A 22846-nucleotide genomic window follows, 5' to 3' on the forward strand; every position below is an offset into this window, starting at 1 on the left:
CTCGGGGCCGGAAGTGCCGTACGAGAATGGTGTCGGGAAAGCTCTGGATTCAATACCCCGTCCGGGTGGGCGCTATTTCTTTGTCATCGGCGTGACACATCGCCGAGCTGATTTCCGAAGGGTCGTGCCAAAAGCCGGCTCAGGCGGCGACCGGTTGTTCCGCGACCAGTTCCCGCCCCGCGTCGGTCAGCACGGCGGGCACCCGTTGCCCGATCAGCCCGGGTCTGCCCGGTCTGATCAGCCCGTGGTGGCTGAGCGTGTGCGCGGTGAACTGGTCGCAGCACGGAACGCCGTCCACGAACAGATCGGGTTCGCGGCTGCACGTCAGCTGCGCGCGACCGGCGGCGACGGCCTTCAGCATGGCCAGCGAGCGGCGGTTGGTGGTGTCCATGTCCGGCTCCCTTCCGAGGTCTTCACCAGTACGTCGGACTCGGTGGCGCGAATTCGACACCCGCCCGCACATCACCTCGGACTCTTTCCGGACACGGACCGTTCCCGCGAACGGCCGGGAGCCGCGCTCAGCCTCGCCGGGCCGCCACATAGGCCTCGACGCCGTCGAGGACCCGCTGCACGCCGAAGTCGAGGTCGAGGTCCACGGCCTCGTCGTCGAGGCCGGAGGGGGCGAAGGCGCCCTCACCGACCAGCTTCGCCAGTGAGGGGAACCGTCCGGGGTCCGCGAACTCGCGCAGCACGGCGTCGTAGCCGGCCTCGGACTCCGCGGCGCTGATGCCCGCCCGCGCGCGGCTCTGTTCGAGGCCGAACGAGATCCCGGCCAGCTCGCGCACGGCGCCCAGCAGGAACATCACCGTGGAGATCAGCTCTCCACCGGTCAGTCCCGCATGGGTGAGAGGGCGCAGCGCCGCCTCGAACCACGCCAGCTGGCCCGGCCCGATGGGCGGTGCGCTCACCCTGGCCTCGAGCGCCCACGGATGCAGCCGGTACATCGCCCACAGCCCGCGGACCCACGCCTCGATCTCGCCGCGCCAGTCCACCACCTCGCCGGTGAAGACCGGCGGGCCGTCCGCCGCGCGGTCGAGCATGACCTCCACGAGCCGATCCTTGCTCGGCACGTAGCGGTACAGCGACATGGTCGTGAAGCCGAGCTCCTTGGCCACACGCTGCATCGACAGCGCGTCCAGGCCCTCCTCGTCGGCGACCCGGATCCCCGTGGCCACGATCTCCTCGAGCGTCAGCTTGGGCTTCGGGCCCCGGCTCGGCCGCCCGGAGGCGCCCCAGAGCAGCTCGATGCGCTTCCTCGGATCTTCCGCCATCACACCCCAACTCGTCGTACTTGACGATCATCCTAGAACTGTGTATCACTTACACAAAATAGTGTAGGTAATACACAGTTGAATGGGGGCTCCGCGATGGAGCAGGCGATCGAAGTACGGGGGCTGCGGAAGTCCTACGGGGAGGTCGAAGTGCTCAAGGGCGTCGACCTCAGCGTCGAGCGGGGCAGCCTGCTCGCGCTGCTCGGGCCCAACGGCGCCGGCAAGACGACCACGGTGCGGATCCTCAGCACACTGCTCGAACCGGACGACGGCGTGGCGAGGGTCAACGGCTGCGACGTCGTCACCCAGGCGGCGGCCGTGCGCGGGTCGATCGGGCTCACCGGACAGCAGACCGCCGTCGACGAGCTGCTCACCGGGTACGAGAACCTCGTGCTGATGGGCAGGCTGTTCCGCCTGCGCGCGGGCGCGGCGACACGCCGGGCCCGGGAACTGCTTGCCCTGTTCGACCTCGAGGACGCCGCGGACCGGCTCGTGCGGACGTACTCGGGCGGCATGCGGCGCAGGCTCGACCTCGCCATCAGCCTCGTCACCTCGCCGCCGGTGCTGTTCCTCGACGAGCCCACCACCGGCCTCGACCCGCGCAGCCGCGGCGACGTGTGGGAGACGGTGCGCGACCTGCTGGCGAGCGGGGTGACCGTGCTGCTCACCACCCAGTACCTGGAGGAGGCCGACCAGCTCGCCGGGCACGTCGCGGTGGTGGACGACGGCCGGATCGTCGCCGAGGGCAGCCCCGCCGAGCTGAAGCGGCAGGTCGGCGCCGAGCGGCTGGAGCTGACCTTCGCCGACGAGGGAGCGCTCGCGGCGGCGAGCCGGGTCCTCGCGGCCGGGGAGCCCCGCCCTGGCGGCGCGCTGACGCTGAGCCTCCCGGTCGGGCACGCCAAGGACGTCCGCAGGGTTCTCGACGAGCTGGCGTCGTCCGGTGTGGACCCCCAGCAGCTGTTCGTCGCCAAGCCCACCCTCGACGACGTCTTCCTGACCCTCACCGGACAGACCACCGGAGGCACCCGATGACCGCCTCGACCCTGCCCGCGCCCGCCGGCCCCTCGGCGTACTGGGCGCTCAGCGACTCGCGCGCGCTGATCGGCCGCTGCCTGCGGCACATCGCGCGCAGCCCCGAGCAACTGATGCTCATGCTCTTCCTGCCGGTGATGCTGCTGCTGATGTTCCGCTATCTCTTCGGTGGCGCCATCAGCACGGAGTCCCTACGTCAACTACGTACTCGCCGGAATCATGACGGTGGCCGTCACCTTCAACTCCACGGCCACGAGCGTCGCGGTGTGCTCGGACCTCCGGGAGGGCATCGTCGAGCGGTTCCGGTCGATGCCGGTGCGGGGCTCGGCGGTGCTCGTCGGGCACGTCGTCGCGGCGCTCGTGCGGCACGCCGTGTCGATCACGGTCATGATCGGCGTCGGCTTCCTGGTGGGCTTCCGGCCGCAGGCCGGGTTCGGGCAGTGGTGTGCGGCACTGGGGATCCTCCTGCTGTTCGCCACCGCCGTGTCGTGGATCGCGGCGATCATCGGGATGCTGGCCAGGACCGTCGAGGGGGCCAGCGGGCTGAGCATGCCGCTCGTGTTCATCCCCTACGTCGGCAGCGCGCTCGTCCCGCCGAGCACCATGCCCGGAGGGCTGCGGGCGTTCGCGGAGAACCAGCCGGTGAGCCACGTGGCCGACGCCGTGCGGGCCCTGTTCACGGGCACGCCGGCCGGCGACTCCGCGTGGCTCGCGGTGGCGTGGTGGGCCGCCGTCATCGTGGTGGTCGTGCCGCTCGCGGGCCGGCTGTTCCGGCGCCGGGCAGCGGGCTGAGCCACCACCGACTGCGTGGAGCCGCCTGGATTGCGGACGGAAACCGGCCGGAATGGCCCGTAGCGTTCAGGTCGTCAGCCAGAACGGAGAGGACGAGACCATGACCACCACCGTGATCGAGAAGACCGCCACCGGCGAGCGTGCCGACCTGCTGGAGACGCTCCGGAAGCACCGGTTCTTCCTCGCCTTCACCGCCCGTGACCTCACCGACGAGCAGGCCGCCGCCCGCACCACGGTCAGCGAGCTCTCCATCGGCGGCCTGATCAAGCACGTGACCGCCGTCGTGCACAGCTGGCTCGACTTCATCGAGCACGGCCCGCAGCCGGTGGCCACAGGCGAGGAGGGCTGGGAGGACGGGTTTCGCATGCTGCCCGGCGAGACCCTCGCGGGCCTGTTGGCCGCCTACGAGGAGGCCGGGCGCCGCACCGACGCGCTCGTGGCGAGCCTGCCCGGCCTCGACGTCTCCCACCCGCTGCCGGAGGCGCCGTGGTTCGAGCCGGGCGCCAGCTGGTCGGCCCGCCGGGTGCTGCTGCACCTCATCGCCGAGACCGCCCAGCACGCGGGCCACGCCGACATCATCCGCGAGGCCATCGACGGCGCGAAGTCGATGGGCTGAGGCCGCGGGGTCCGGGGACGCGAGCGCGTCCGTCCTCTGTGGACATCGCGGTGGCCCCTTCTCCGCGCGGCGGCACGCCCCGTTGTCGCGGTTCCGTGACGCCCCGTGACCGGCAAACCCGCTTGTGACCGCGACGGTGGCGGTGTCACGATCGCTGGCGTGAGCCATCCGTTCGACACCGTCACCGTCGAGAGCCTGCGCGCGAGGGGCGGTGTCAAGTGGACGCTGCACGGCGACGACCACCTAGGCGCGTTCGTCGCCGAGATGGACTTCGGCACCGCCCCGCCGATCCTGGCCGCACTGCACGCCGCCGTGGACGGCATGAACTTCGGCTACCTCTCGCCCGGGCTCGCCGAGCCGATGGCCCTGGCCTGTGCGGACTGGCAGCGCCGCCACTACGGCTGGACCGTGCCGCCCGAGCGCATCTTCCCGCTGCCCGACGTGGTCAAGGGCCTGGAGGTCGCCATCGAGCACTTCTCGCCGCCCGGCGCCCCCGTGATCCTGCCGACCCCGGCGTACATGCCGTTCCTGCAGGTGCCGGGCATGCTCGGCCGCGAACTGCTCCAGGTGCCGATGGCCCGCGACGGTGACCGGTACGTGTTCGACCTCGGCGCGCTCGCCGCCGCGTTCCGCGCGGGCGGGCATCTGCTCGTGCTGTGCAACCCCGGCAACCCCATCGGCCGCGTGTTCACCGAGGCGGAGCTGACCGCCGTGTGCGAGGTGGTGGACGCCCACGGCGGGCGGGTGTTCTCCGACGAGATCCACGCCCCGCTGGTCTACCCGGGCCACCACCACGTGCCGTACGCCTCGCTGTCCGGGACCGCCGCAGGGCACACCATCACGGCGACCTCGGCGTCGAAGGCGTGGAACCTGCCGGGACTCAAGTGCGCCCAGCTGATCACGAGCAACGACGCGGACGCGGGCCGCTTCGCCGAGGTGGGCCTGCTCGCCATGCACGGCGCGAGCAACCTCGGCGTCGTCGCGAACACCGCCGCCTACACCGAGGGCGAGCCGTGGCTCGCCGACGTCCTCGCCTACCTCGCGCGCAACCGCGCCGCGCTCGGCGACCTGCTCGCGGAGCACCTGCCGGGCGTGCGGTGCGCCCTGCCGGAGGGCACCTACCTGGCGTGGCTGGACTTCCGCGAGCTCGGGCTCGGCGACCACCCGGGCACGTTTTTCGCCGAGCACGCCCGCGTCGTGCTCGTCGACGGCCCCGAGTGCGGTGACCCGGGGCGCGGGCACGCCAGGCTCAACTTCGCGACCCCGGCACCGATCCTGGAACGCGCGGTCACCGGGATGGCCGCCGCGGTGCGTGCGGCCGGAGCGGGCGCGTGAGCGCGGTGGTGCCCGCCGAGCGGGCGGCCGTGCAGCGGCGGACGGTGGCCGTGCTCTCGGCCGCGCAGGTGCTGGGCGGGCTCGGCGTGGCGGTCGGCATCGCGGTCGGCGGGCTCATCGCCGCCGACATCGCCGGAACCGACGGCGTGGCGGGACTGGCACAGACCCTCGGGGTGCTCGGCGCGGCCGTCGCCGCGGTGCCGCTCGCGTGGCTCACCCGCACCCACGGCAGGCGCGCGGGCCTGGTGAGCGGGCTGTTCACCGGCGCGGTGGGCGCCGCGCTCGTGGTCACGGCCGCGGAGCTGCGCTGGCTGCCCCTGCTGTTCCTGGGACTCCTGCTGTTCGGCGCCGCGACGGCGGCGGGGCTGCAGGCCCGCTACGGCGCCACCGACCTCGCGGAGCCGGGCCGCGCGGCGCGGGCGCTGTCCACGGTGGTGTGGGCGACGACGGTCGGCTCGGTGCTCGGGCCCAACCTGAGCGAGCCCGCGGGCAGACTCGGCACGGTCGTCGGGCTGCCTCCGCTCGCGGGACCGTTCCTCGTCACGTTCGTCGCCTTCACCGTGTCGGGCCTGCTGTTGTTCGTGCTGCTGCGCCCCGACCCGCTGCGCCTGGCCGGGCTCGGCACGGCCGCGACGGGCCCCGAGCGCACGGGCTTCGCCGCGTCGCTGCGCGACATCGCCGCAAGGCCCCGCGCGCTCGTCGGGCTGTGCGCCATCGCGTCCTCGCACGTCGCGATGGTGTCGGTGATGGTGATGACGCCCGTGCACATGGACCACGTCGACGTCTCGCTGACGATCATCGGGCTCGTCATCAGCGTGCACATCCTCGGCATGTACGGCTTCTCGCCGATCGTGGGCTACCTCGCAGACAAGGCGGGCCGCGTCCCCGTGATCGTCGCGGGCACGGTGATCATGGCCGCCGCCGGAGTGGTGAGCGGCGCCGCGCCCGCCCACCACGCCGTCCTGCTCGGCGTCGGGCTCTTCCTGCTCGGCCTCGGCTGGTCCTGCGGGCTCGTCGCGGGCTCGGCACTGCTGTCGGAGTCGGTGCCCGCGCCCACGCGCACCGCCGCGCAGGGCGTGTCCGACCTCGTGATGAACGGCTCGGCCGCGATCGGGGGCTCGCTCGCGGGCGTGGTCGTGGCTTTCGCCTCCTACGGCTGGCTCGCCGCGGGCGCGGCGGCGCTCATGATCGGCATCGGGCTGTACTCGGCGGTCCGGGGCAGAGAGGCGGCGCCGGCGTGATCCTCACCCACGCGGTGACCCGGGGTGTCGCCGACGGAACCGTCACCGCCGTCTACCGCCGGTGGGCGCGGCCGCGCGTGCGGCCGGGGAACACGCTGACCACGGCGTGGGGCGTGGTGCGCATCGAGTCGGTGACCCCGGTGGACCCCTCGGCGATCACCGACGCCGACGCGGCCGCCGCGGGGGAGCCGTCGGCGCGGGCGGTGCTGGCGTCGCTGCGCGGTCCGGCCGGCGCGCCGGTGTTCCGCATCGGCCTCGGCTGGGGCGGTGAGGACCCCCGGCACGCGCTGAGCGCCGAGACGGACCTGACGCGGGAGCAGCTCGACGACATCGCCGCCCGCCTCGTGCGGCTCGACCGCGACAGCCCGTGGACCCACGAGGTGCTGCGGGCCGTCGTGGCACACCCCGGCCTGCGCGCCGCCGACCTCGCGGCGTTGCTCGGCCGCGAGAAGAACAAGCTCAAGCTCGACATCCGCAAGCTCAAGAACCTCGGCCTCACCCACAGCCTCGAGGTCGGCTACCGCATCTCGCCGCGCGGGGCCGCCTACCTCGACGCCCGCGGCACCTGAGCCGTCACAAACCCCGGCGCCGTCTCGTCAACCGCTCACACACGTTGCCGAGCCGACACCGGAGGGCGAGGACGATGACCGGACAGCACCGACGCGCACGGGTCTACGTCGAGGTGGTGACCACACTGGCCGGGCTGGGGATGCTGGCCGCCGGGAGCTGGGCACTCGCGGCGCCGGGCTCGTTCGCCGAGTTCACCGGGTTCGCCACACACGTGCACTTCCTGCACGACGCCGGGGCGTTCCAGCTCGGGCTGGGCACCGGCCTGCTGCTCGCGCTGATCTGGGCCGACGCGCTCGCGACCGTGCTCGCGGGCTTCCTGCTCGCCAACACCGTCCACACCGTCAACCACGCGACCGACCTGGACCTGGGCGGGAACGTCGTGCAGGCCGTGGCGCTGGGCGTGGTGTCGGTGCTCCTCGCCGTCGCGCTGGTGCTGCGGCTGCGCGGGCGCGGCTACGTCGTCGGCGCGGTGACCGCGGCGACCGTCCCGGCACTGGCGCCGTTCGTCGCCCAGAAGACCATCAGCCTCACCACCTTCCGCCGCGACGGCAGGCCGGGTGCGAGCCCGGTCAGCATCGCGGTGGAGGGCGACCACGCGTACGTGCGCAGCTTCGAGAAGTCGCTCAAGACCCGGCGCCTGGCCAGGGATCCGAGGGTGGAGTTCGCGCCCTCCACCGGCAGGGGCGTGCCCACCGGGCCCGCCGTCGACGGCAAGATGCGCAGGCTGGAGGGGGAGGAGAACCGGCACGCCGCGACGGTCCTGCGGCGCAAGCATCCGCTGCTGCACGGCGTGGTGGTGCCGCTGGCGCACCGGCTGGGCCGGGCCAAGACCGGCCGGACCGTCCACTTCGAACTGACGCCGATGTGACGCCGCCCGCGCCCTTGACGCGAGCCGCCGGGATCAGCACCCTGTTGATCTCCGGCGGCACGGAAGGGATGTGGGCACATGACCGACCACACCACCAGGGGCGGCTTCGTCCGGGTCCTCGGTAGGCTGGACGTGCTCGCGATCGCCTTCGGCGCGATGATCGGCTTCGGGTGGATCGTGCTCACGGGCGGTTTCCTCGAGGACGCGGGCACCCTCGGCGCCGCGCTCGCGTTCGTGCTCGGCGGCACCGTCGTCGCGCTGGTCGGGCTCACCTACGCCGAGCTGGTGTCGGCGATGCCCGCGGTCGGCGGCGAGCACAACTACGCGTTGCGGGCCCTCGGCTCCCGGCCCGCGTTCATCACGTCCTGGACGCTCGTGCTCGGCTACGTGTCGGTGGTGGCGTTCGAGGCGGTCGCCCTGCCCCAGACGCTGCTCTACCTGGTGCCCGAGCTGCCCGCGGGCAGGCTGTGGTCCATCGCGGGCTACGACGTCTACGCCACGTGGGTCGCCGTGGGCGTCGTGGGCGCCGTCGTGATCACCGCCCTCAACTACGTGGGTGTGCGGCCCGCCGCGGTGTTCCAGGGCATCGCCGTGCTGTTCCTGCTGGCCGTCGGGGTGCTGCTCACCATCGGGTCGTTCACCGGCGGATCCACGGCGAACATGCAGCCGCTGTTCTCCGGCGGGCTGTCCGGGCTGCTGGTCGTGCTCGTCGCGACGCCGTTCCTGTTCGTCGGGTTCGACGTCATCCCGCAGTCGGCGGAGGAGATCAACCTGCCGCCCCGCCGGATCGGCACGCTGCTGCTCGTCTCGGTGCTGCTGGCGGTCACCTGGTACGTGATGATCATGCTGACGGTCGGCTCCGGGCTCGCCCCCGGTCAGCGGGCCGATGCCGAGCTGCCCACCGCGGACGCCATGTCCGCGCTCTGGAACAGCCCCGCGATGGGCACGGTGCTCGTGCTCGGGGGCATCGCGGGCATCGTGACCAGCTGGAACGGTTTCCTGATCGGCGCGAGCAGGCTGCTGTTCGCGATGGCGTCGTCCGGAATGCTGCCGCGCTGGTTCGCCAGGGTGCACCCGCGCTTCGGCTCGCCCTCCAACGCGGTGCTCTTCGTCGGGGGGCTGTCGGTGGCGGCGCCGCTGTTCGGTGAGCAGATGCTGGTGTGGCTGGTCGACGCGGGCAGCCTCAGCATCATCGCGGCCTACCTGATGGTGGCGCTGAGCTTCCTCGTCCTGCGCAGGCGTGAGCCGGAGATGCCGCGCCCGTTCCGCGTGCCGGCGGGCCGCACGGTCGGTGTGCTCGCCATCGTGCTGAGCCTCGGCACGGGCGTGCTGTTCCTGCCCGGCATGCCCGCGCAGCTGATCTGGCCGTGGGAGTGGGTCATCGTCGGGCTGTGGTGGCTGGCCGGGATCGTGCTCGTGCTGCGGCTCCCGCGCGTCGGGCCGGGGGCCGACGCGGAGGACCGGCTGATCGATGCGGTCCGTGTGGGGGACAATCGCTGACCAGACGCGACAACTTTTCGTCTTTCTCTTGCGGCGGGCGCCTGATGCCCGCATATTGGTTCGGACCACTTCGCCAACCAAGGGTTCCTACCAATGCTGGGTCGCAGAAGTTTCCTCGCCGGGGTGGGGGCCGCGGCGCTTGCCCTGCCCACGGTGCCGGCGTGGGCGCGCGGTACCGCGCAGGCCACCCTCCCGCTGACGATCGTCAACGAGTCCGGTGAGTTCGCCGGGAGCTCGGTCTGGGTCTACATCGTCGGCACCGATCTCGTCTCGAACGTCCAATGCAGAGTGACACCGGACGGCACGGCCGTGCCCGTTTCCCTGTCCGACAACGGATCCGACGGGTTCACCGACTACGCCATCCCGCTCGCCGCGAGTGGTCCCACGCGGCTGAACCTGCCCACCATGTCCGGCCGCGTGTACGTCGCGCTCGGTCAGAAGCTCAGGTTCAAGGCCGTCGCCGACGGCGCGGGCCGGGCGGCCCTGCAGTACCCGGCCGGCTGGGTCGAATCCGACCCGAACTTCCCGGTGCTGCACGACTTCGTGGAATTCACCCACGTCGCACCGGGCACGCCGAACCTGCGGCCCGGCATGTACTGCAACACCACCATGGTCGACCAGTTCAGCGTGCCACTCGCCATCCGGCTCGACGGCGAGCGCTCGCAGACCACGGGCACGCTCAGTGACGGCGGGCGGAACCGGATCTTCGCCGACCTGGCCGCGCAAGAGGACTTCGGCTCGCTGGTGGTCGACGACCTCCGCGTGATCGCACCGGGCCACGGGCTCGACTCGGGCAGGTTCCGCGACGACTACTTCGCCGCCTACGTCGACGAGGTGTGGAACCGCTACTCGGGCACCGACCTGCGGGTCGAGACCCAGGGCGGCGGGTTCACGGGCCGCGTCAACGGTGCGGGCGAGTTCGCGTTCACCAAGGACACCGGCGAGACCACGCGGCCCTTCCCGAAACCGTCGACGCGGGACGTGCTGTTCTGCGACGGTGCGCTGGCCGCGCCCAACGACGGTGTGACCGGGCCGGTCGCGGCCGTGCTGGGCGCCGGGTTCAACCGCTCGATCCTGCACACGGGGTCCACGCAGCCGGGCACCGACCCCGGCTCCTTCTACGGGCACGCGGTGACCAACCACTACGCCCGCGTCCTGCACGCCAACACGGTGGACGGCAAGGCCTACGGCTTCGCCTTCGACGACGTCGCCGGGTTCGCCTCCTACCTTGAGGATCCCGCGCCGACGTCGGTCACCGTCACCCTCACCCCGTTCTAGGAAAGGACCTCCGATGAGGATCCCGCACCGACTCTCCCGGCTGCTCGCCGCCGCGGCCACGGGCGCCGCGCTGTTGCTCACCGGGGCCACCGCCTCGGCGGACCCGGCGCCCGCCGGGGCGCTGCCCGGCAAGCAGTTGACCGGGTACTGGCAGAACTTCGTCAACGGCGCCACGCCGTTGCGGGTCTCCGACGTCTCCGCCGCCTACGACGTGATCGTGCTGGCGTTCGCCGAGGCCGACCCGGCCAGGCCCGGCGCGGTGACCTTCGGCGTCGACCCCGGCCTGTCGAGCGCGCTCGGCGGCTACGACACGGCCGCGCTCAAGGCCGACATCGCCGCGAAGAAGGCCGAGGGCAAGTCCGTGGTGCTCTCGATCGGCGGCGAGCGCGGCAACGTCGACCTGGGCAGCCCGGCGAACGTGGCCAGCTTCGTCGACTCGTTCGCCGCCATCGCCCAGGAGTACGGCATCCAGGGCCTCGACGTGGACCTGGAGCACGGCTTCGACGTCGCCAACATGGCGAGCGCGATCCAGCAGCTGCGCGACCGGATGGGGGAGGGCTTCCTGCTCACGATGGCGCCCCAGACCCTCGACGTGCAGCCGGGCGGGACGTACCTGCGGCTCATCGACCAGGTCAAGGACCTGATCACGGTGGTGCACACCCAGTACTACAACTCGGGGTCGATGAACGGCTGCCACGGCCAGGTCGTCACGCAGGGCACGGTCGACTTCATCACCGCGCAGGCGTGCATCCTGCTGCAGCACCTGCGTCCGGACCAGGTCGCACTCGGCCTGCCGGCGACGTCGTCGGCCGCGGGCAGCGGGTTCGTGAGCCCGGACGTGGTGACCGCCGCGCTCGACTGCCTCACCACCGGCAGCCGCTGCGGGTCGTACGTGCCGGAGAGCCCGTTCCCCGGGCTGAGCGGCGTGATGACGTGGTCGGTCAACTGGGACGCCGCGAGCGGCGGCTCGTTCTCCGGCCCGGTGCGCGCGCACCTGGACTCACTCGCCTAGCGGAATCCGCCCGACGTCCTCCAGGCGCGGGCCCCTGGGCGACGAGTGATCGGCGACCAGCAGCACCTCGGTCACCCGCCACGACGCCGCGACGGCCGTCCCGGACAGTTCCCGGGGCGGCCGTCCCCGCGCGAGCACCAGTTCGCCCCGGAACGGCTGCGGATGCGTCACCGGTACCAGTGGTTCCGTCGCCACCAGGATCTCCGCGGCCAGCTCGTCGAGCCCGCTGACGGGCACCGACAGCCATTGTCCCGCGAGCCGGTGGGTGGCCGGCCCGAGCCGGGCGACGGGCGCGGGCGCGCCGTCGAGCGCCGCGCCCGCGGCGTCGAGCAGCGGTTCGCGGAGGGACGGCGCCACGTGTCCCAGCGGCCGCAGCTTGACGATCCACTGCTCCGGCCGCGACCAGGTGGTCCGCTCCAGCGGGGGCCGGGGCAGGGCGGCAACGACCGCGCGCACCGCCTCCGGTGGGCGCACGGCGAACGCGAGCCGGACCATGCCCGCCATTGTGACCGAAGCCGGTCACTGCTTGCTTACCCGCGTCCACGGGCTGTAGAGTCTGCAAGCGCTTTCAGGAAAGCGCTTTCAAGGCGGACCCGGACTCGAGGATGAGTGTGATGTCAAAGCCGAGATGGTCTTTACTGGCAACGGTCGCCCTGGTGGCGACGTTGCTGTCGGGCACGCAGGCGGCCGCGCAGGCCGACGCGCCCATCATGGATCCGATCCCCGAGGACCCGGTGACCTCCGGGCTCGGGCTCACGGTCGAGGAGGTCGCCCAGTTCCCGGACTCCGAGCCGACACCGGCTCCGACCGACCCGCGCCTGATGCGGCACGCGCGCATCAACCACCTCGGTGAGCTGCCGGACGGCTCGGGCAGGCAGTACGTGCCCGACCTCAACGGGAACCTGTACTTCCTCGCCGACGGCGGCGACCCGTACGTCTACCTCGACGTCAAGGCACAGTTCCCGGACTTCTTCTCCGGCAAGGGAATGGGGCAGGGCTTCGGGTTCGTCGCGTTCGACCCGCGGTTCGAGCACAACGGCACGTTCTACACCGTCCACACCGAGGCCGGTGCGGCACTGCAGAAGCCGACGACGTACCCGGCGCAGCCTCGGACGCAGTACCACGGAATCGTCACCGAGTGGATCGCCGACGACCCCGGCGCCGACGTCTTCAGCGGCACCCACCGCGAGGTGCTCCGGTTCGGGTTCGCCCAGCAGATCCACGGCATCCAGCAGATCGACTTCAACCCGACGGCCTCGCGCCACGACGAGGACTACGGCCTGCTCTACGTCGCCGTCGGCGACGGCGGGCTCGGTGTGTCCAGCACCGAGCCGCAGGACCTGAGCACGCCACACGGCAAGATCCTGCGCATCGACCCGGACGGCACCGGCAGCGGCAACGGCCGGTACGGCGTGCCCGCGTCGAACCCGTTCGTCGGCAAGGAGGGCGCGCTCGGCGAGATCTGGGCCTACGGCATGCGCGACCCGCACCGGTTCAGCTGGGACCCGAAGAGCCCGCACCGGATGTACCTCGGCCACATCGGCCAGCACGCGATCGAGGCGGTGTACGAGGTCCGCGAGGGCGACAATCTCGGCTGGAGCGAGCGCGAGGGAACGTTCCGCTACGAGCGGGGCGACGGCTGCTGGCTGTACCCGCTGCCCGAGGACGACGACAAGTACGACTACGTCTACCCGGTGGCGCAGTACGACCACAACCCGCCGCCCGACTGGGACTGCGGTGACGTCGGCCGCGCGATCAGCGGCGGATTCGTGTACCGGGGCGAGATCCCGGAGCTGCGCGGCAAGTACCTCTTCGCGGATCTGGTGGACGGCCGGGTGTTCTACACCGAGTCGAGCCAGATGAAGCGGGGCCAGGACCCGGCCACCATCCACACGCTCATGATCTACGACGAGCACGGCAACCGCGTCACCACACCGGAACTGGCCGGTGACGACCGCGTGGACCTCCGCTTCGGCCGCGACGCCGAAGGCGAGGTGTACCTGCTGGCGAAGGCCAACGGCAAGATCTGGAAGGTCACCGGCACGCAGCGCTTCGCCGGTTGCCGCACGGCCGGTACCGGCGTCGGCGACGCGATGGACGCGGGCAGCTGGGCACCGGTCACGCCGGAGAAGTGGCGGTTCCCGGGCCGTGAGGTGATCCTCGCCGAGGCGGGCGAGTCGCGGCCGGGCCCGCGCAGGCCCTTCGAGTACGCGGTGCTCACCGAGGGCGGGGAGTACGGCTCGGTGCGGGTCGACGCCGAGGTCCGGCTCGACACGCCCGTGGCGGAGACCAACCGGGACGTGGTCATCGTCTTCGGGTACCGCTCGGACACGGAGTTCTACTACGCGCACCTGTCCACGGACAACTCGATCTACCCGCACAACGGGATCTTCAAGGTGAACAACGCCGACCGGGAACGCATCGACGACCAGTGGAACGCGACGGTCTCGCGGGGCGCGGCCCCGGCGATCACCGACGCGGACTGGCACGACGTGCGCGTGACCCACTGCGCGGCCACCGGTGAGATCGCGGTGTACGTCGACGGGGCCCGCCACCCGCTGATGACGGCGGTCGACACGACGTTCGGCTCGGGCCGCGTCGGCTTCGGCTCGTTCGACAACATCGGCAGGCTGCGGAACCTGGAGGTGAGCGGCACCCGGGCCTGACTCCGCCGGAGCCCTTCCGGCCGCGGTGAACCGCAGTGAAGGCCACCTTGCCTGCGTTCAACGCAGGCAAGGTGGCCTTCACTGCGGCCGGTTCAGCGGTTCAGGCGGGTGCGATCAGGCCGTAATGCCCGTCGTAGCGGCGGTAGACCACCGAGCCGCGGCCGGTCTCGTCGTCGCGGAAGAAGGCGAACGGCAGGTCGGTGCGGTCCAGCCTCGCCGCCGCACCGGCCGCGCTGTCCGCCGGCACGGGCCGCGGCTGGACCGTGAGCGGCACGGCGGGCCGGTTCCGTGGCGGCACGGGCGAGTGCAGGCGGGCCAGCCGGTAGCCCGTGGGCCCCGCGCGGTGGACGACGCTGTCCTCACCGGTGTCGGCGTCGACGAACAGGTGGAAGTCGTAGTCGGAGAGGTCCATCGTGAACGCCGCCTCGGCCGGGTCGCACCGGGTGAGCGGGAACTCCTTGCGCCGCACGATCTCCCTCGGGCCCCGGGGCCGCGCAGAGGGGACCTCCGGGGCGGCCCCGCGCCACGGCCGGAACGTTCTGGGCCCGGTCAGCGAGGCGACCTGCTCGCGTAGCCGGGCGCGCAGCAGCCCGCCGGCCTCGGCGAAGAACGCGGCCGCGACCTGCGCGCGGACGGCCCGCCCCGCGACGTCGAGGTTCGCCTGTGCCAGGGCGGGAACGGGCGCGCTCGGCCTCGCGAACGCGACCAGCTTCACCCGCGCGGACACCAGGCGGTCCGGCAGCTTCCTCGCCAGCCCGGCGATCTGCTTGCGCACGTACTCCCGCGCGCCGTCCAGCACCTCACCCCTGGTCTGCACGACGACGCCACCCGTCCAGCGCTGCCCGCCCATCCAGGCCTCACCACCTTCCGCTCCCGCCCGATCATCATCGGCGCGCCGGGCCGCGGCAAGGCGCCCGGCCGGCTCAGCGGTCCCGGGAGTGCCCCGTGACCTGCTCCGGCACGTCGCCGGGCTGCTCGGGCAGCAATGCGACCACATCGGCGTCGGAGACCTCGGAGAAGTCGCGGTACCAGTTGCCGACCGCGCGCATCCAGACCCTGGGGTTCGGGCAGATGGTGTGGTCGGTGCTGTGGGAGAGCTCCTCGAGCACGTCGGCGGGGGCGACCGGGACGGCGAGCACGATCCGGCTGGCGCCGCGGGCGCGCAGCACCCGCAGCGCCGCCTTGACCGAGGCTCCCGTGGCGATGCCGTCGTCGGCGAGCACGACCGTCCGTCCCGTCACCGGCAGGGGAGGGCGGCCCCGGCGCAGCACGACGGCGCGGCGGTCGAGCTCGGCGAGCTCCCGCCGGGCGGCCTCGTCCACCTCCTGCTGCGTGAGGCGCAGCCTGCGCAGGATGTCGGTGTTGGTCACGATCACGCCGCCCTCGCCGACGGCTCCGATCGCCAGTTCCGGACGGCCCGGCGCGCCGATCTTGCGCACCAGGAGCACGTCGAGCGGCGCCTCGAGCGCGTCGGCGATCTGCCGGGCCACCACGACACCGCCGCGGGGAAGTCCGAGCACGATCGGGTGGCGCCCGTGGAGATACCCGAGGCGTTCCGCGAGTTCGCGGCCGGCTTGCCGGCGGTTCTCGAACTCCATGGTTCTTCCCTCCGAGTGGGTTACCGCCGATCGTCGGCCAGACCGGCGGCGGGGTGAAGGGTCGAAGGTCCCTCGGTGGCGGGGTGCCGGGATGTGTCCGATGGTGGGTGACGGGAACCCGCGACGAGGAAGGTGCCGGCATGCGAGCGCTGCGTCTCCTGGCCTGGAAGTCCGAACCCGAGTTCGCCGACGTCGAGGAGCCGAGGCCCGGCCCCGGGCAGGTGCTCGTGCGGATCGCGGGCGCCGGCGTCTGCCATTCGGACCTGCACCTGATGCACGACTTCGAACCCGGCCAGCTGCCGTGGGGGCCGCCGTTCACGCTCGGTCACGAGAACGCGGGCTGGGTGCACGCGCTCGGCGAGGGCGTCACCGGGCTCGCGCCGGGACAGCCCGTCGCCGTGTACGGCCCGTGGGGCTGCGGGGTCTGCCGCAACTGCCGGGTGGGCGTCGAGACCTACTGCGAGAACCCGGAGGGCGCGCCGGCGCCGGGCGGTGGCGGCGGGCTCGGCATCGACGGCGGGATGGCCGAGTTCATGCTCGTCCCGTACGCCCGGCACGTCGTGCCGCTGCCGGAGGGGCTCGACCCGGTGCTCGCCGCGCCGCTGACCGACGCGGGCCTGACGCCGTACCACGCGGTGCGCCGGTCGTGGCCCAAGCTCGTGCCCGGCTCCACCGCGGTCGTGATCGGCGTCGGCGGGCTCGGGCACCTGGCGCTGCAGATCGTCAAGGCCACCACGGCGGCCAGGGTGATCGCCGTCGACGTGCGCGAGGAGGCGCTGGCTCACGCGCGGGAGCTCGGCGCCGACCTCGCGCTGCCCTCCGGCGAGGACACGGCGGCGCGGATCAAGGACGCCACGCGCGGCACCGGCGCGGACGTGGTGATCGACTGCGTCGGCAACGACGCGACGCTCGGGCTCGGCGCGGCGTGCGCGCGGCAGCTTGGCGACCTGACGATCGTCGGCATCGGCGGCGGCACCCTGCCGGTGTCGTTCTTCACGCTGCCCTACGAGCTCTCGGTGCAGACGACGTACTGGGGGAGCAGGCCGGAGCTCATCGAGGTGCTCGACCTCGCCGCGCGGGGGCTGCTGCACACCACGATCACGCGGTTCGCCTTCGACGAGGCGCCCGAGGCCTACGCGCGCCTGGCCCGCGGCGGGCTGACCGGCCGCGCCGTGGTGACGCCCTCGGCGGACAGAGCGTGACCGGTGCGCTCCACTGTGGAACGGCGGCGAGCCGCCCGGAGCGGGTGAGGCCGAAGGACCCTTCGCGTCGTCGCCGTTCCGGGTCATCCTTGTGGGGGAGCACGAGAGGAGGTCGGCCACGATGAGCGACTCCACGACATCGAGCTACCTGGGGCGGCTGCTGCGGACCCTGTTCCCGGGCGGCAACCCGCTCGCCCGGCCCTCGGACCGCGCCGAGGCCGCCGCGCTGCTCCTGGCGATCGTGCTTCCGCTACTGGCCCTGCCGTTCGCCGCGGCGCTCGGGTCCGACTCCTACGCCAGGGAGTCACGGGCGGCGGAGCTGGAGGCGGGCACCCGGTACGAGACCACGGCCGTGCTGCTCGCCGACGCGGTGCCCGAGTCGCCGACCGCGTACTCGGGCGGAAGGCAGACCGTGTCGGTGCGCGCGGAGTGGCGGCTGCCGGACGGCTCGTCCGGCCGCGGGCTCGTCGTCGCCGAGGCGGGACTCCACAAGGGCAGCAAGGTTCCCGTCTGGCTCGACGCGAGCGGTGAGCGCGTGCGGCCGCCCCGCACCCAGGCGATGGTCACCTGGAACGCCGTCGCCGTCGCGATCACCGTCTGGCTGGCCGTCACGCTCGCCTGCGCGTGCGGCTGGTGGGCACTGCACGCACTGCTGGATCACGCCAGGCGTGAGCGCTGGCAACGGGAATGGGTCGAGCTCGACCGCGAGATCCACGGCCTGTGACGGCCCGGCAGTGCACAAAGGACGGTCGGCCGTCGCCAGGGGACCGCTACGGCAGGGGGGCCAGGCTCTGCGAGGGCGAGCCGAACGCCGGGCCCCCGAGCACCGACTCGATGTCGGCGGCGACCGCGGTGAGCAGCTCCTCGGTGAGGTCGGTCAGCGCGCGGGCCACGGCCAGCTCACCGGCCACCTGGGGGACCCTGGCCACGTCCACCCCCCGGTGGGCCAGCCCGATCCCGTCGAAGTGGTTGCCCCGGTCGTCGCCGAGCCGGACCCGCGCTCGCGTGGTGCCGTTGTTCTCCTCGAGGACGACGCTCATCGTCCACTGGGCCAGTCGTGCCATGTCTCTCCTTCGAACCGCGGCATCCACACTCGCAGGCCCGGCGGCGCGAGCCTAGGGTCGTTCGTCCCTATCCGAACGTCAAGGGGCCACAATTCCTTCCCGGCATCCACGAAAGACACAATTTCCCACTTCGTCCCGAACGATGTGGACAGTTGAAATGCGAACGGGAAGGCGCGGCGACCCGTCGAGTACACAGTGGACGGAAATAGGGGGGCTCGCGCCGGCGGTGCCGGACCACCCGGCTCGCCGACCTGCGCCTGGGAAAGCTTCACGCATTGTACGCCTTTCCCGGTCGGTCGTGTCAGCTCGGCGGACCGATCTCGTTAACACTTTTCACCGAGCGAGGTTCGCCCTGTCGGCGTCAGGGAAAACTGTTGCGCTGACCGGCCGGGGAAATAAGATCATGGTCGGTGGACGTGGACGCGGCAGCCGAAAAAGCGGGCCCGCAGGGCCCTCAACCCGCCAGGTGCCGGGTGTCCCGTTCCGGTGCTCCCAGGGGGCCGGAATGGGAGTTGCCCGTAGTCAGGGCGCTGAACGACAATGGTGTCCTCTCCGCTCAGGCGCCCGGTGCACTGGCCGAATGGGACGAGGCGGTTCGGATGGACGCGCTCGGCGAGTACGACCCGGTCGGCGGCCTCGGGGCGCCGGTGGCACAGCCACCTGGCCTGAACCAGAACGACCGCGCGGCGCCACGGCGGACCTCCCGAGTCCCTGCTTCGTGTTGGAGGCGTGATTGACACCCCCGGAACCGTCGGCCCTCCAGGAGCCCGCCGCGCCGCGGCGCGTGCTCGCCAAAGCCAGGGACGAGAACTTCCCCGTGGCACTGCGGCTGCTCCCCGCCGCCCAGCGCGGTCACCTGCTCGCGCTGTATGCCTTCGCCCGGATGGTGGACGACCTCGGGGACGAGGCGGGGGGCGACCGGCTCCGGCTGCTCGACGCGGTGTCGCACGACCTCGGCCGGATCTACGCCGGTTCGCCGCCCCCGGAGCCGCTCTACCAGCGGCTCGCCACCACGATCTCCGCGTGCGGCCTGCCGCGTGAGCCGTTCGAGCGGCTGGTCGAGGCCAACCGGCGCGACCAGACCGTGCGCCGCTACGCCACGTTCGGCGACCTGCTCGGGTACTGCGCGTTCTCGGCGGACCCGGTGGGACGGCTGGTGCTCGGGGTGTTCGGAGTCGCGACCGGGGACCGGCTCCCGCTGTCCGACCGCGTCTGCTCGGCACTACAGGTGCTGGAGCACTGCCAGGACGTCGCCGAGGACGCCCGGGCCGGCCGGATCTACCTGCCGGCCGAGGACCTCGACCGGTTCGGCGTCGCGGAGGGCGACCTGCTGGCCGGCCGCGCGAGCCGGGAGGTGCGCGCGCTCGTCGGGTACACGGTCCAGCGGGCCGTCACCCTGCTCGACGAGGGCGAGCCGCTGGTCGGCACGCTCTCCGGCGCGGCAAGGCTCGCCGTCGCGGGCTACGTCGCGGGCGGCAGGGCGACCGCCGTGGCGCTCGCCGGTGCGGGCTTCGACGTTCTCGCGACCACGCCGCGGCCGTCGAAGGGCCGCACGCTCGCGGAATGGGTCCGGCTGCTGGTCCGCCCTGCCCCGGGTGGTGCGCGATGAACGTGGCCGACGCCTACGAGGAGTGCGAGAGAATCACGCGGCAGCAGGCGCGCAACTTCTCCTACGGCATCCGTCTGCTGCCACCCGCCAAGCGCAGGGCGCTCAGCGCCGTCTACGCCTTCGCCCGCCGCATCGACGACATCGGCGACGGCGACCTCGCGGGCGAGGTGAGGCTGGAGGCGCTGGAGAACGCCCGCAAGGAATTGCACAGCCTCGACGAGCCGGGCGGGGATCCGGTGCTCATCGGGCTCGGCGACGCGGCGGAGCGGTTCGGGCTGCCGCTCGGGGCGTTCGACGAGCTCATCGACGGCTGCCGCGCCGACGTGCTGGGCACGACGTACGAGACGTTCGACGAGCTGCACCACTACTGCCGGTGTGTCGCCGGGTCGATCGGCAGGCTCTCGCTGGCCGTGTTCGGCAGCGAGCATCCCCGGCGCGACGCGCGGCTGGCCGACGACCTCGGCATCGCGCTGCAGCTGACCAACATCCTGCGCGACGTGCTGGAGGACCGCCGCAACGGCCGGATCTACCTGCCCGCCGAGGACCTGCGCCGGTTCGGCTGCACGCTCGGTCTCGACGACGGCGGGTGGCTCGCCGACCCCGAGGAGTCGCTCTTGCCGCTCCTGGAGTACGAGGCCGCCAGGGCCGAGGAGTGGTACGGCCGCGGCCTGGTGCTGCTGGATGCCCTCGACGCGCGCAGCCGCGCGTGCTGCGCCGCGATGGCGGGCATCTACCACCGGCTGCTGCGGCGGATGGCGTTGCGGCCGGGACTCGTCCTGCACGGCCGCACGTCGCTGCCCGACTGGGAGAAGCTCACCGTGGCCGCGAGAGCGCTCGCCGGGGCGCGGCCATGAGCGCGCACGTGGTGGTCATCGGTGGCGGGCTCGCCGGCCTGACCGCCGCGTGCGACCTCGCCGACGACGGGCTGCGGGTGACCCTGCTCGAGGCGCGGGGCAGGCTGGGTGGCGCCACGTTCTCGTTCCGCCGCGACGGCCTCTCCGTCGACAACGGCCAGCACGTGCTCCTGCGCTGCTGCACCGAGTACCGGGCGCTGCTGGAGCGCCTCGGCACGGCCGGGGGCATCGCGATGCAGGAGCGCTTCCGCCTGCCGGTGCTCGCGCCCGGTGGGCGGCTCACCGAGCTGACCCGCACCGGGGGCCCCGCGCCGCTGCACCTGGTGGCCGGCCTGGTGCGCTACGGCGCGCTGCCGCTCGCCGACCGGCTGCGGGCCTTCCGCGCGGCCGCGGCGATGCGCCTGCTCGACCCCGGCGACCCCGCGCTCGACGAGCGAACCCTCGGCGACTGGCTGCGCGGGCACGGGCAGAACGACGCGACGCTCGCCGCGCTGTGGAACCTGATCTCGGTCGCCGCGCTCAACTGTGACGCCCGCGAGGCGTCGCTCGCCCTCGCCGCGAAGGTGTTCCGCACCGCGCTGCTCGACCGCGCCGACGCCGCGGACATCGGCATCCCGCGGTGGCCGCTGGAGGACCTGCACGTCCGCCCCGCCGAGAAGTACCTGCTGGCCCGCGGCGCCGAGGTCCGCACGCGCAGCGCGGTGCGCGCCGTGGAGCAGCGCGACGGCGCTGGCGGGTTCGCCGTGCGGCTCGACGGGGAGACCCTCACCGCCGACGCCGTCGTGGTGGCCGCGCCGCCGGAGCCCTCGGCGAAGGTCTGCCCCGCCGGGGCCGGGGTCTCCGCCGCGCGGCTCGCGGGGCTCGGCGCGGCGCCGATCGTGAACGTCCACGCCGTCTACGAGCGCCCCGTCACCGACCTGCCCTTCGCGGCGACCACCGGCTCGCCCGTGCAGTGGATCTTCGACCGCACGGACGTCGCCGGGCTGAGCGACGGGCAGTACCTGACGATCTCGCTGTCCGCGGCGCAGACCTGGCTGGAGGCGCCCGTGCCCGAGCTGAGGGAGATCTTCCTGGCGGAGCTCGGCAGGCTGCTGCCCGCCGCCAGGACGACACCGTGCACCCGGTTCTTCGTCACCCGCGAACGGCGGGCCACGTTCCGGCAGGCGCCGGGCACGGGGCGGCTGCGCCCCGGGCCGGAGACCCGGCTGCCCGGGCTCGTGCTCGCCGGCTCGTGGACCGCCACCGGGTGGCCCGACACGATGGAGGGAGCCGTGCGAAGCGGACACCGAGCGGCCCGGCTCGTCAGCGCACACACCGCGGGAGGTGCGCGATGACCGCGACGCTGCCCACCGAGGTCACCGCCACCCAGGCGCTCGTCCAGCCCGCCCTGCGTGCCGCGGTAGGCGAGCTGCGGCCGCCGATGCGCGGGATCGTCAGCTACCACCTTGGCTGGACCGACGAGCACGGCCAGGCACGCAACGGCGGTGGCGGCAAGGCGCTGCGGCCCGCGCTGGCGCTGCTCGCCGCCCAGGCCGTCCGCGCGGGCCCCGAGGCGGCACTGCCCGGAGCGGTCGCCGTGGAGCTCGTGCACAACTTCTCGCTGCTGCACGACGACGTCATGGACGGCGATCTCGAGCGCAGGCACCGGCCCACCGTGTGGCGCCTGTTCGGCACCCCGGCCGCGATCCTCGCCGGCGACGCACTGCTCACCCTCGCTGTGGACGTGCTCGAACGCGCCGCCGACCCGGCCGCGACGCGCTGCCTCACCGCGGCGGTGCAGGACCTGATCGCGGGCCAGAGCCAGGACGTCGGGTTCGAGACCAGGATGGACGTGGGCCTCGACGAGTGCCTGGAGATGGCGGCGGGCAAGACCGCGGCGCTCATGCGCTGTGCCGCCGAGGTCGGGGCGCTGCTCGGCAGGGCGAGCCCGGTGGCCTCCGGGCTGCTCGCCGAGTTCGGCCGCTGCCTCGGCATGGCCTTCCAGCTCGTCGACGACCTCCTCGGCATCTGGGGAAGTCCCGGCGTCACCGGCAAACCGGTGCTGGCCGACCTGCGGGTGCGGAAGAAGTCCGTGCCGGTGGTCGCCGCGCTGGACTCCGGCACCGGACCCGGCGCGGCGCTGCGCGAGCTGTACGGCAGACCCGATCCGCCCACCGAGGAGGAGCTCCGCACGATGGCAGAGTTGATCGAGCGGTCCGGCGCGCTGGCCTGGACCCGCGACCGGGCGCAGCGCTACGTCGTGGAGGCGAGGTCGTGTCTCGACCGGCTCGCTCCGCCCGAACCCATCCACGCCGCGCTGAGCGATCTCACGCGGTTCGTCGTGGAGCGTGACCGGTGA

Annotated in this window: 24 protein-coding genes; 17 read left to right on the top strand and 7 right to left on the bottom strand. The window is 72.8% G+C overall.

All coding sequences use genetic code 11. The features are described from left to right. Positions 1-139: 139 nt before the first annotated feature. Together BA062_RS08540 and BA062_RS08545 are read right to left on the bottom strand one after the other, a co-directional pair. Positions 140-391, bottom strand: a complete 252-nt coding sequence (locus BA062_RS08540) for a hypothetical protein (protein WP_210406805.1) — start codon at positions 389-391, stop codon at positions 140-142. A gap of 127 nt (positions 392-518) precedes the next feature. Then, the gene (locus BA062_RS08545) at positions 519-1271 is read right to left on the bottom strand and encodes a TetR/AcrR family transcriptional regulator (RefSeq protein ID WP_110335525.1); all 753 of its coding nucleotides are present in this window, start codon (positions 1269-1271) and stop codon (positions 519-521) included. Between the two features lie 96 nt (positions 1272-1367). Between BA062_RS08545 and BA062_RS08550 the strand changes: the two genes are divergently transcribed. Then, positions 1368-2303, top strand: coding sequence for an ATP-binding cassette domain-containing protein (locus BA062_RS08550; RefSeq protein ID WP_110335526.1), 936 nt, complete (start codon positions 1368-1370; stop codon positions 2301-2303). Here BA062_RS08550 and BA062_RS40470 read toward each other — a convergent pair. Further along, complete coding sequence (locus BA062_RS40470; RefSeq protein WP_245959735.1) at positions 2272-2424, bottom strand: hypothetical protein; 153 nt, start codon at positions 2422-2424, stop codon at positions 2272-2274. The two genes, BA062_RS08550 and BA062_RS40470, sit on opposite strands and share 32 nt — an antisense overlap. Before the next feature lie 98 nt (positions 2425-2522). On the opposite strand from BA062_RS40470, the gene BA062_RS08555 reads away from it, so the two are divergent. From BA062_RS08555 to BA062_RS08595, 9 genes are all read left to right on the top strand, one after another. Next, a complete protein-coding gene (locus BA062_RS08555) occupies positions 2523-3095 on the top strand; it encodes an ABC transporter permease (protein ID WP_245959736.1) in 573 nt (190 codons plus the stop codon). 100 nt (positions 3096-3195) lie between these two features. After that, positions 3196-3711 (top strand): DinB family protein, encoded by a 516-nt coding sequence (locus BA062_RS08560; RefSeq protein WP_110337111.1) that lies wholly within the window; start codon positions 3196-3198, stop codon positions 3709-3711. A gap of 159 nt (positions 3712-3870) precedes the next feature. Continuing rightward, positions 3871-5046: a MalY/PatB family protein gene (locus BA062_RS08565; RefSeq protein WP_110335527.1), complete on the top strand. Its 1176-nt coding sequence runs from the start codon at positions 3871-3873 to the stop codon at positions 5044-5046. Next, complete coding sequence (locus BA062_RS08570) at positions 5043-6287, top strand: MFS transporter (RefSeq protein WP_110335528.1); 1245 nt, start codon at positions 5043-5045, stop codon at positions 6285-6287. Before BA062_RS08565 ends, BA062_RS08570 begins: the two co-directional genes overlap by 4 nt. Continuing rightward, on the top strand, positions 6284-6856 hold the full coding sequence (locus tag BA062_RS08575; RefSeq protein WP_110335529.1) for a hypothetical protein: 573 nt from the start codon (positions 6284-6286) through the stop codon (positions 6854-6856). The genes BA062_RS08570 and BA062_RS08575 overlap by 4 nt, the downstream gene beginning before the upstream one ends. Before the next feature lie 74 nt (positions 6857-6930). Then, positions 6931-7725 carry a PPOX class F420-dependent oxidoreductase gene (locus tag BA062_RS08580; protein WP_110335530.1) on the top strand — a complete coding sequence of 265 codons (795 nt, stop codon included), beginning with the start codon at positions 6931-6933 and terminating at the stop codon, positions 7723-7725. A 78-nt stretch (positions 7726-7803) separates the two neighbouring features. Next, entirely contained in the window at positions 7804-9225 is a 1422-nt protein-coding gene (locus tag BA062_RS08585) for an APC family permease (protein ID WP_110335531.1), read from the top strand. Positions 9226-9318: 93 nt separating this feature from the next. Next, entirely contained in the window at positions 9319-10503 is a 1185-nt protein-coding gene (locus BA062_RS08590; protein WP_110335532.1) for a beta-1,3-glucanase family protein, read from the top strand. Between the two features lie 13 nt (positions 10504-10516). Next, positions 10517-11515: a chitinase gene (locus tag BA062_RS08595; protein WP_110335533.1), complete on the top strand. Its 999-nt coding sequence runs from the start codon at positions 10517-10519 to the stop codon at positions 11513-11515. Here the strand turns inward: BA062_RS08595 and BA062_RS08600 are convergent. Beyond that, positions 11504-12010: a 2'-5' RNA ligase family protein gene (locus BA062_RS08600; protein WP_110337113.1), complete on the bottom strand. Its 507-nt coding sequence runs from the start codon at positions 12008-12010 to the stop codon at positions 11504-11506. The two genes, BA062_RS08595 and BA062_RS08600, sit on opposite strands and share 12 nt — an antisense overlap. A 119-nt stretch (positions 12011-12129) precedes the next feature. Between BA062_RS08600 and BA062_RS08605 the strand changes: the two genes are divergently transcribed. Continuing rightward, the gene (locus BA062_RS08605) at positions 12130-14181 is read left to right on the top strand and encodes a PQQ-dependent sugar dehydrogenase (RefSeq protein WP_110335534.1); all 2052 of its coding nucleotides are present in this window, start codon (positions 12130-12132) and stop codon (positions 14179-14181) included. 100 nt (positions 14182-14281) lie between these two features. Here the strand turns inward: BA062_RS08605 and BA062_RS08610 are convergent, their stop codons facing one another. After that, the gene (locus BA062_RS08610; RefSeq protein WP_110335535.1) at positions 14282-15031 is read right to left on the bottom strand and encodes a sigma 54 modulation/S30EA ribosomal C-terminal domain-containing protein; all 750 of its coding nucleotides are present in this window, start codon (positions 15029-15031) and stop codon (positions 14282-14284) included. 73 nt (positions 15032-15104) lie between these two features. Beyond that, entirely contained in the window at positions 15105-15779 is a 675-nt protein-coding gene (locus BA062_RS08615) for a phosphoribosyltransferase (RefSeq protein WP_110335536.1), read from the bottom strand. Positions 15780-15919: 140 nt separating this feature from the next. Between BA062_RS08615 and BA062_RS08620 the strand changes: the two genes are divergently transcribed. Together BA062_RS08620 and BA062_RS08625 are read left to right on the top strand one after the other, a co-directional pair. Beyond that, the gene (locus BA062_RS08620) at positions 15920-16981 is read left to right on the top strand and encodes an NAD(P)-dependent alcohol dehydrogenase (protein WP_110335537.1); all 1062 of its coding nucleotides are present in this window, start codon (positions 15920-15922) and stop codon (positions 16979-16981) included. Positions 16982-17102: 121 nt separating this feature from the next. Further along, positions 17103-17705 (top strand): Rv1733c family protein, encoded by a 603-nt coding sequence (locus BA062_RS08625; protein WP_110335538.1) that lies wholly within the window; start codon positions 17103-17105, stop codon positions 17703-17705. A 46-nt stretch (positions 17706-17751) separates the two neighbouring features. Here the strand turns inward: BA062_RS08625 and BA062_RS08630 are convergent, their stop codons facing one another. Beyond that, on the bottom strand, positions 17752-18045 hold the full coding sequence (locus tag BA062_RS08630) for a dsRBD fold-containing protein (RefSeq protein ID WP_110335539.1): 294 nt from the start codon (positions 18043-18045) through the stop codon (positions 17752-17754). A 733-nt stretch (positions 18046-18778) separates the two neighbouring features. On the opposite strand from BA062_RS08630, the gene hpnC reads away from it, so the two are divergent. Genes hpnC through BA062_RS08650 form a run of 4 tightly spaced genes read left to right on the top strand, consistent with a single transcriptional unit; the run spans position 18779 to position 22846 of the window. Further along, positions 18779-19654 carry a squalene synthase HpnC gene (hpnC, locus tag BA062_RS08635; RefSeq protein ID WP_110335540.1) on the top strand — a complete coding sequence of 292 codons (876 nt, stop codon included), beginning with the start codon at positions 18779-18781 and terminating at the stop codon, positions 19652-19654. Continuing rightward, entirely contained in the window at positions 19651-20508 is an 858-nt protein-coding gene (locus tag BA062_RS08640; RefSeq protein WP_110335541.1) for a phytoene/squalene synthase family protein, read from the top strand. The genes hpnC and BA062_RS08640 overlap by 4 nt, the downstream gene beginning before the upstream one ends. After that, positions 20505-21842, top strand: a complete 1338-nt coding sequence (gene hpnE / locus BA062_RS08645) for a hydroxysqualene dehydroxylase HpnE (protein ID WP_110335542.1) — start codon at positions 20505-20507, stop codon at positions 21840-21842. The genes BA062_RS08640 and hpnE overlap by 4 nt, the downstream gene beginning before the upstream one ends. Further along, positions 21839-22846, top strand: a complete 1008-nt coding sequence (locus tag BA062_RS08650; RefSeq protein ID WP_110335543.1) for a polyprenyl synthetase family protein — start codon at positions 21839-21841, stop codon at positions 22844-22846. The genes hpnE and BA062_RS08650 overlap by 4 nt, the downstream gene beginning before the upstream one ends.

The organism is Prauserella flavalba (genome assembly GCF_003202235.1).
Taxonomy (GTDB): Bacteria; Actinomycetota; Actinomycetes; order Mycobacteriales; family Pseudonocardiaceae; genus Prauserella_A; species Prauserella_A flavalba.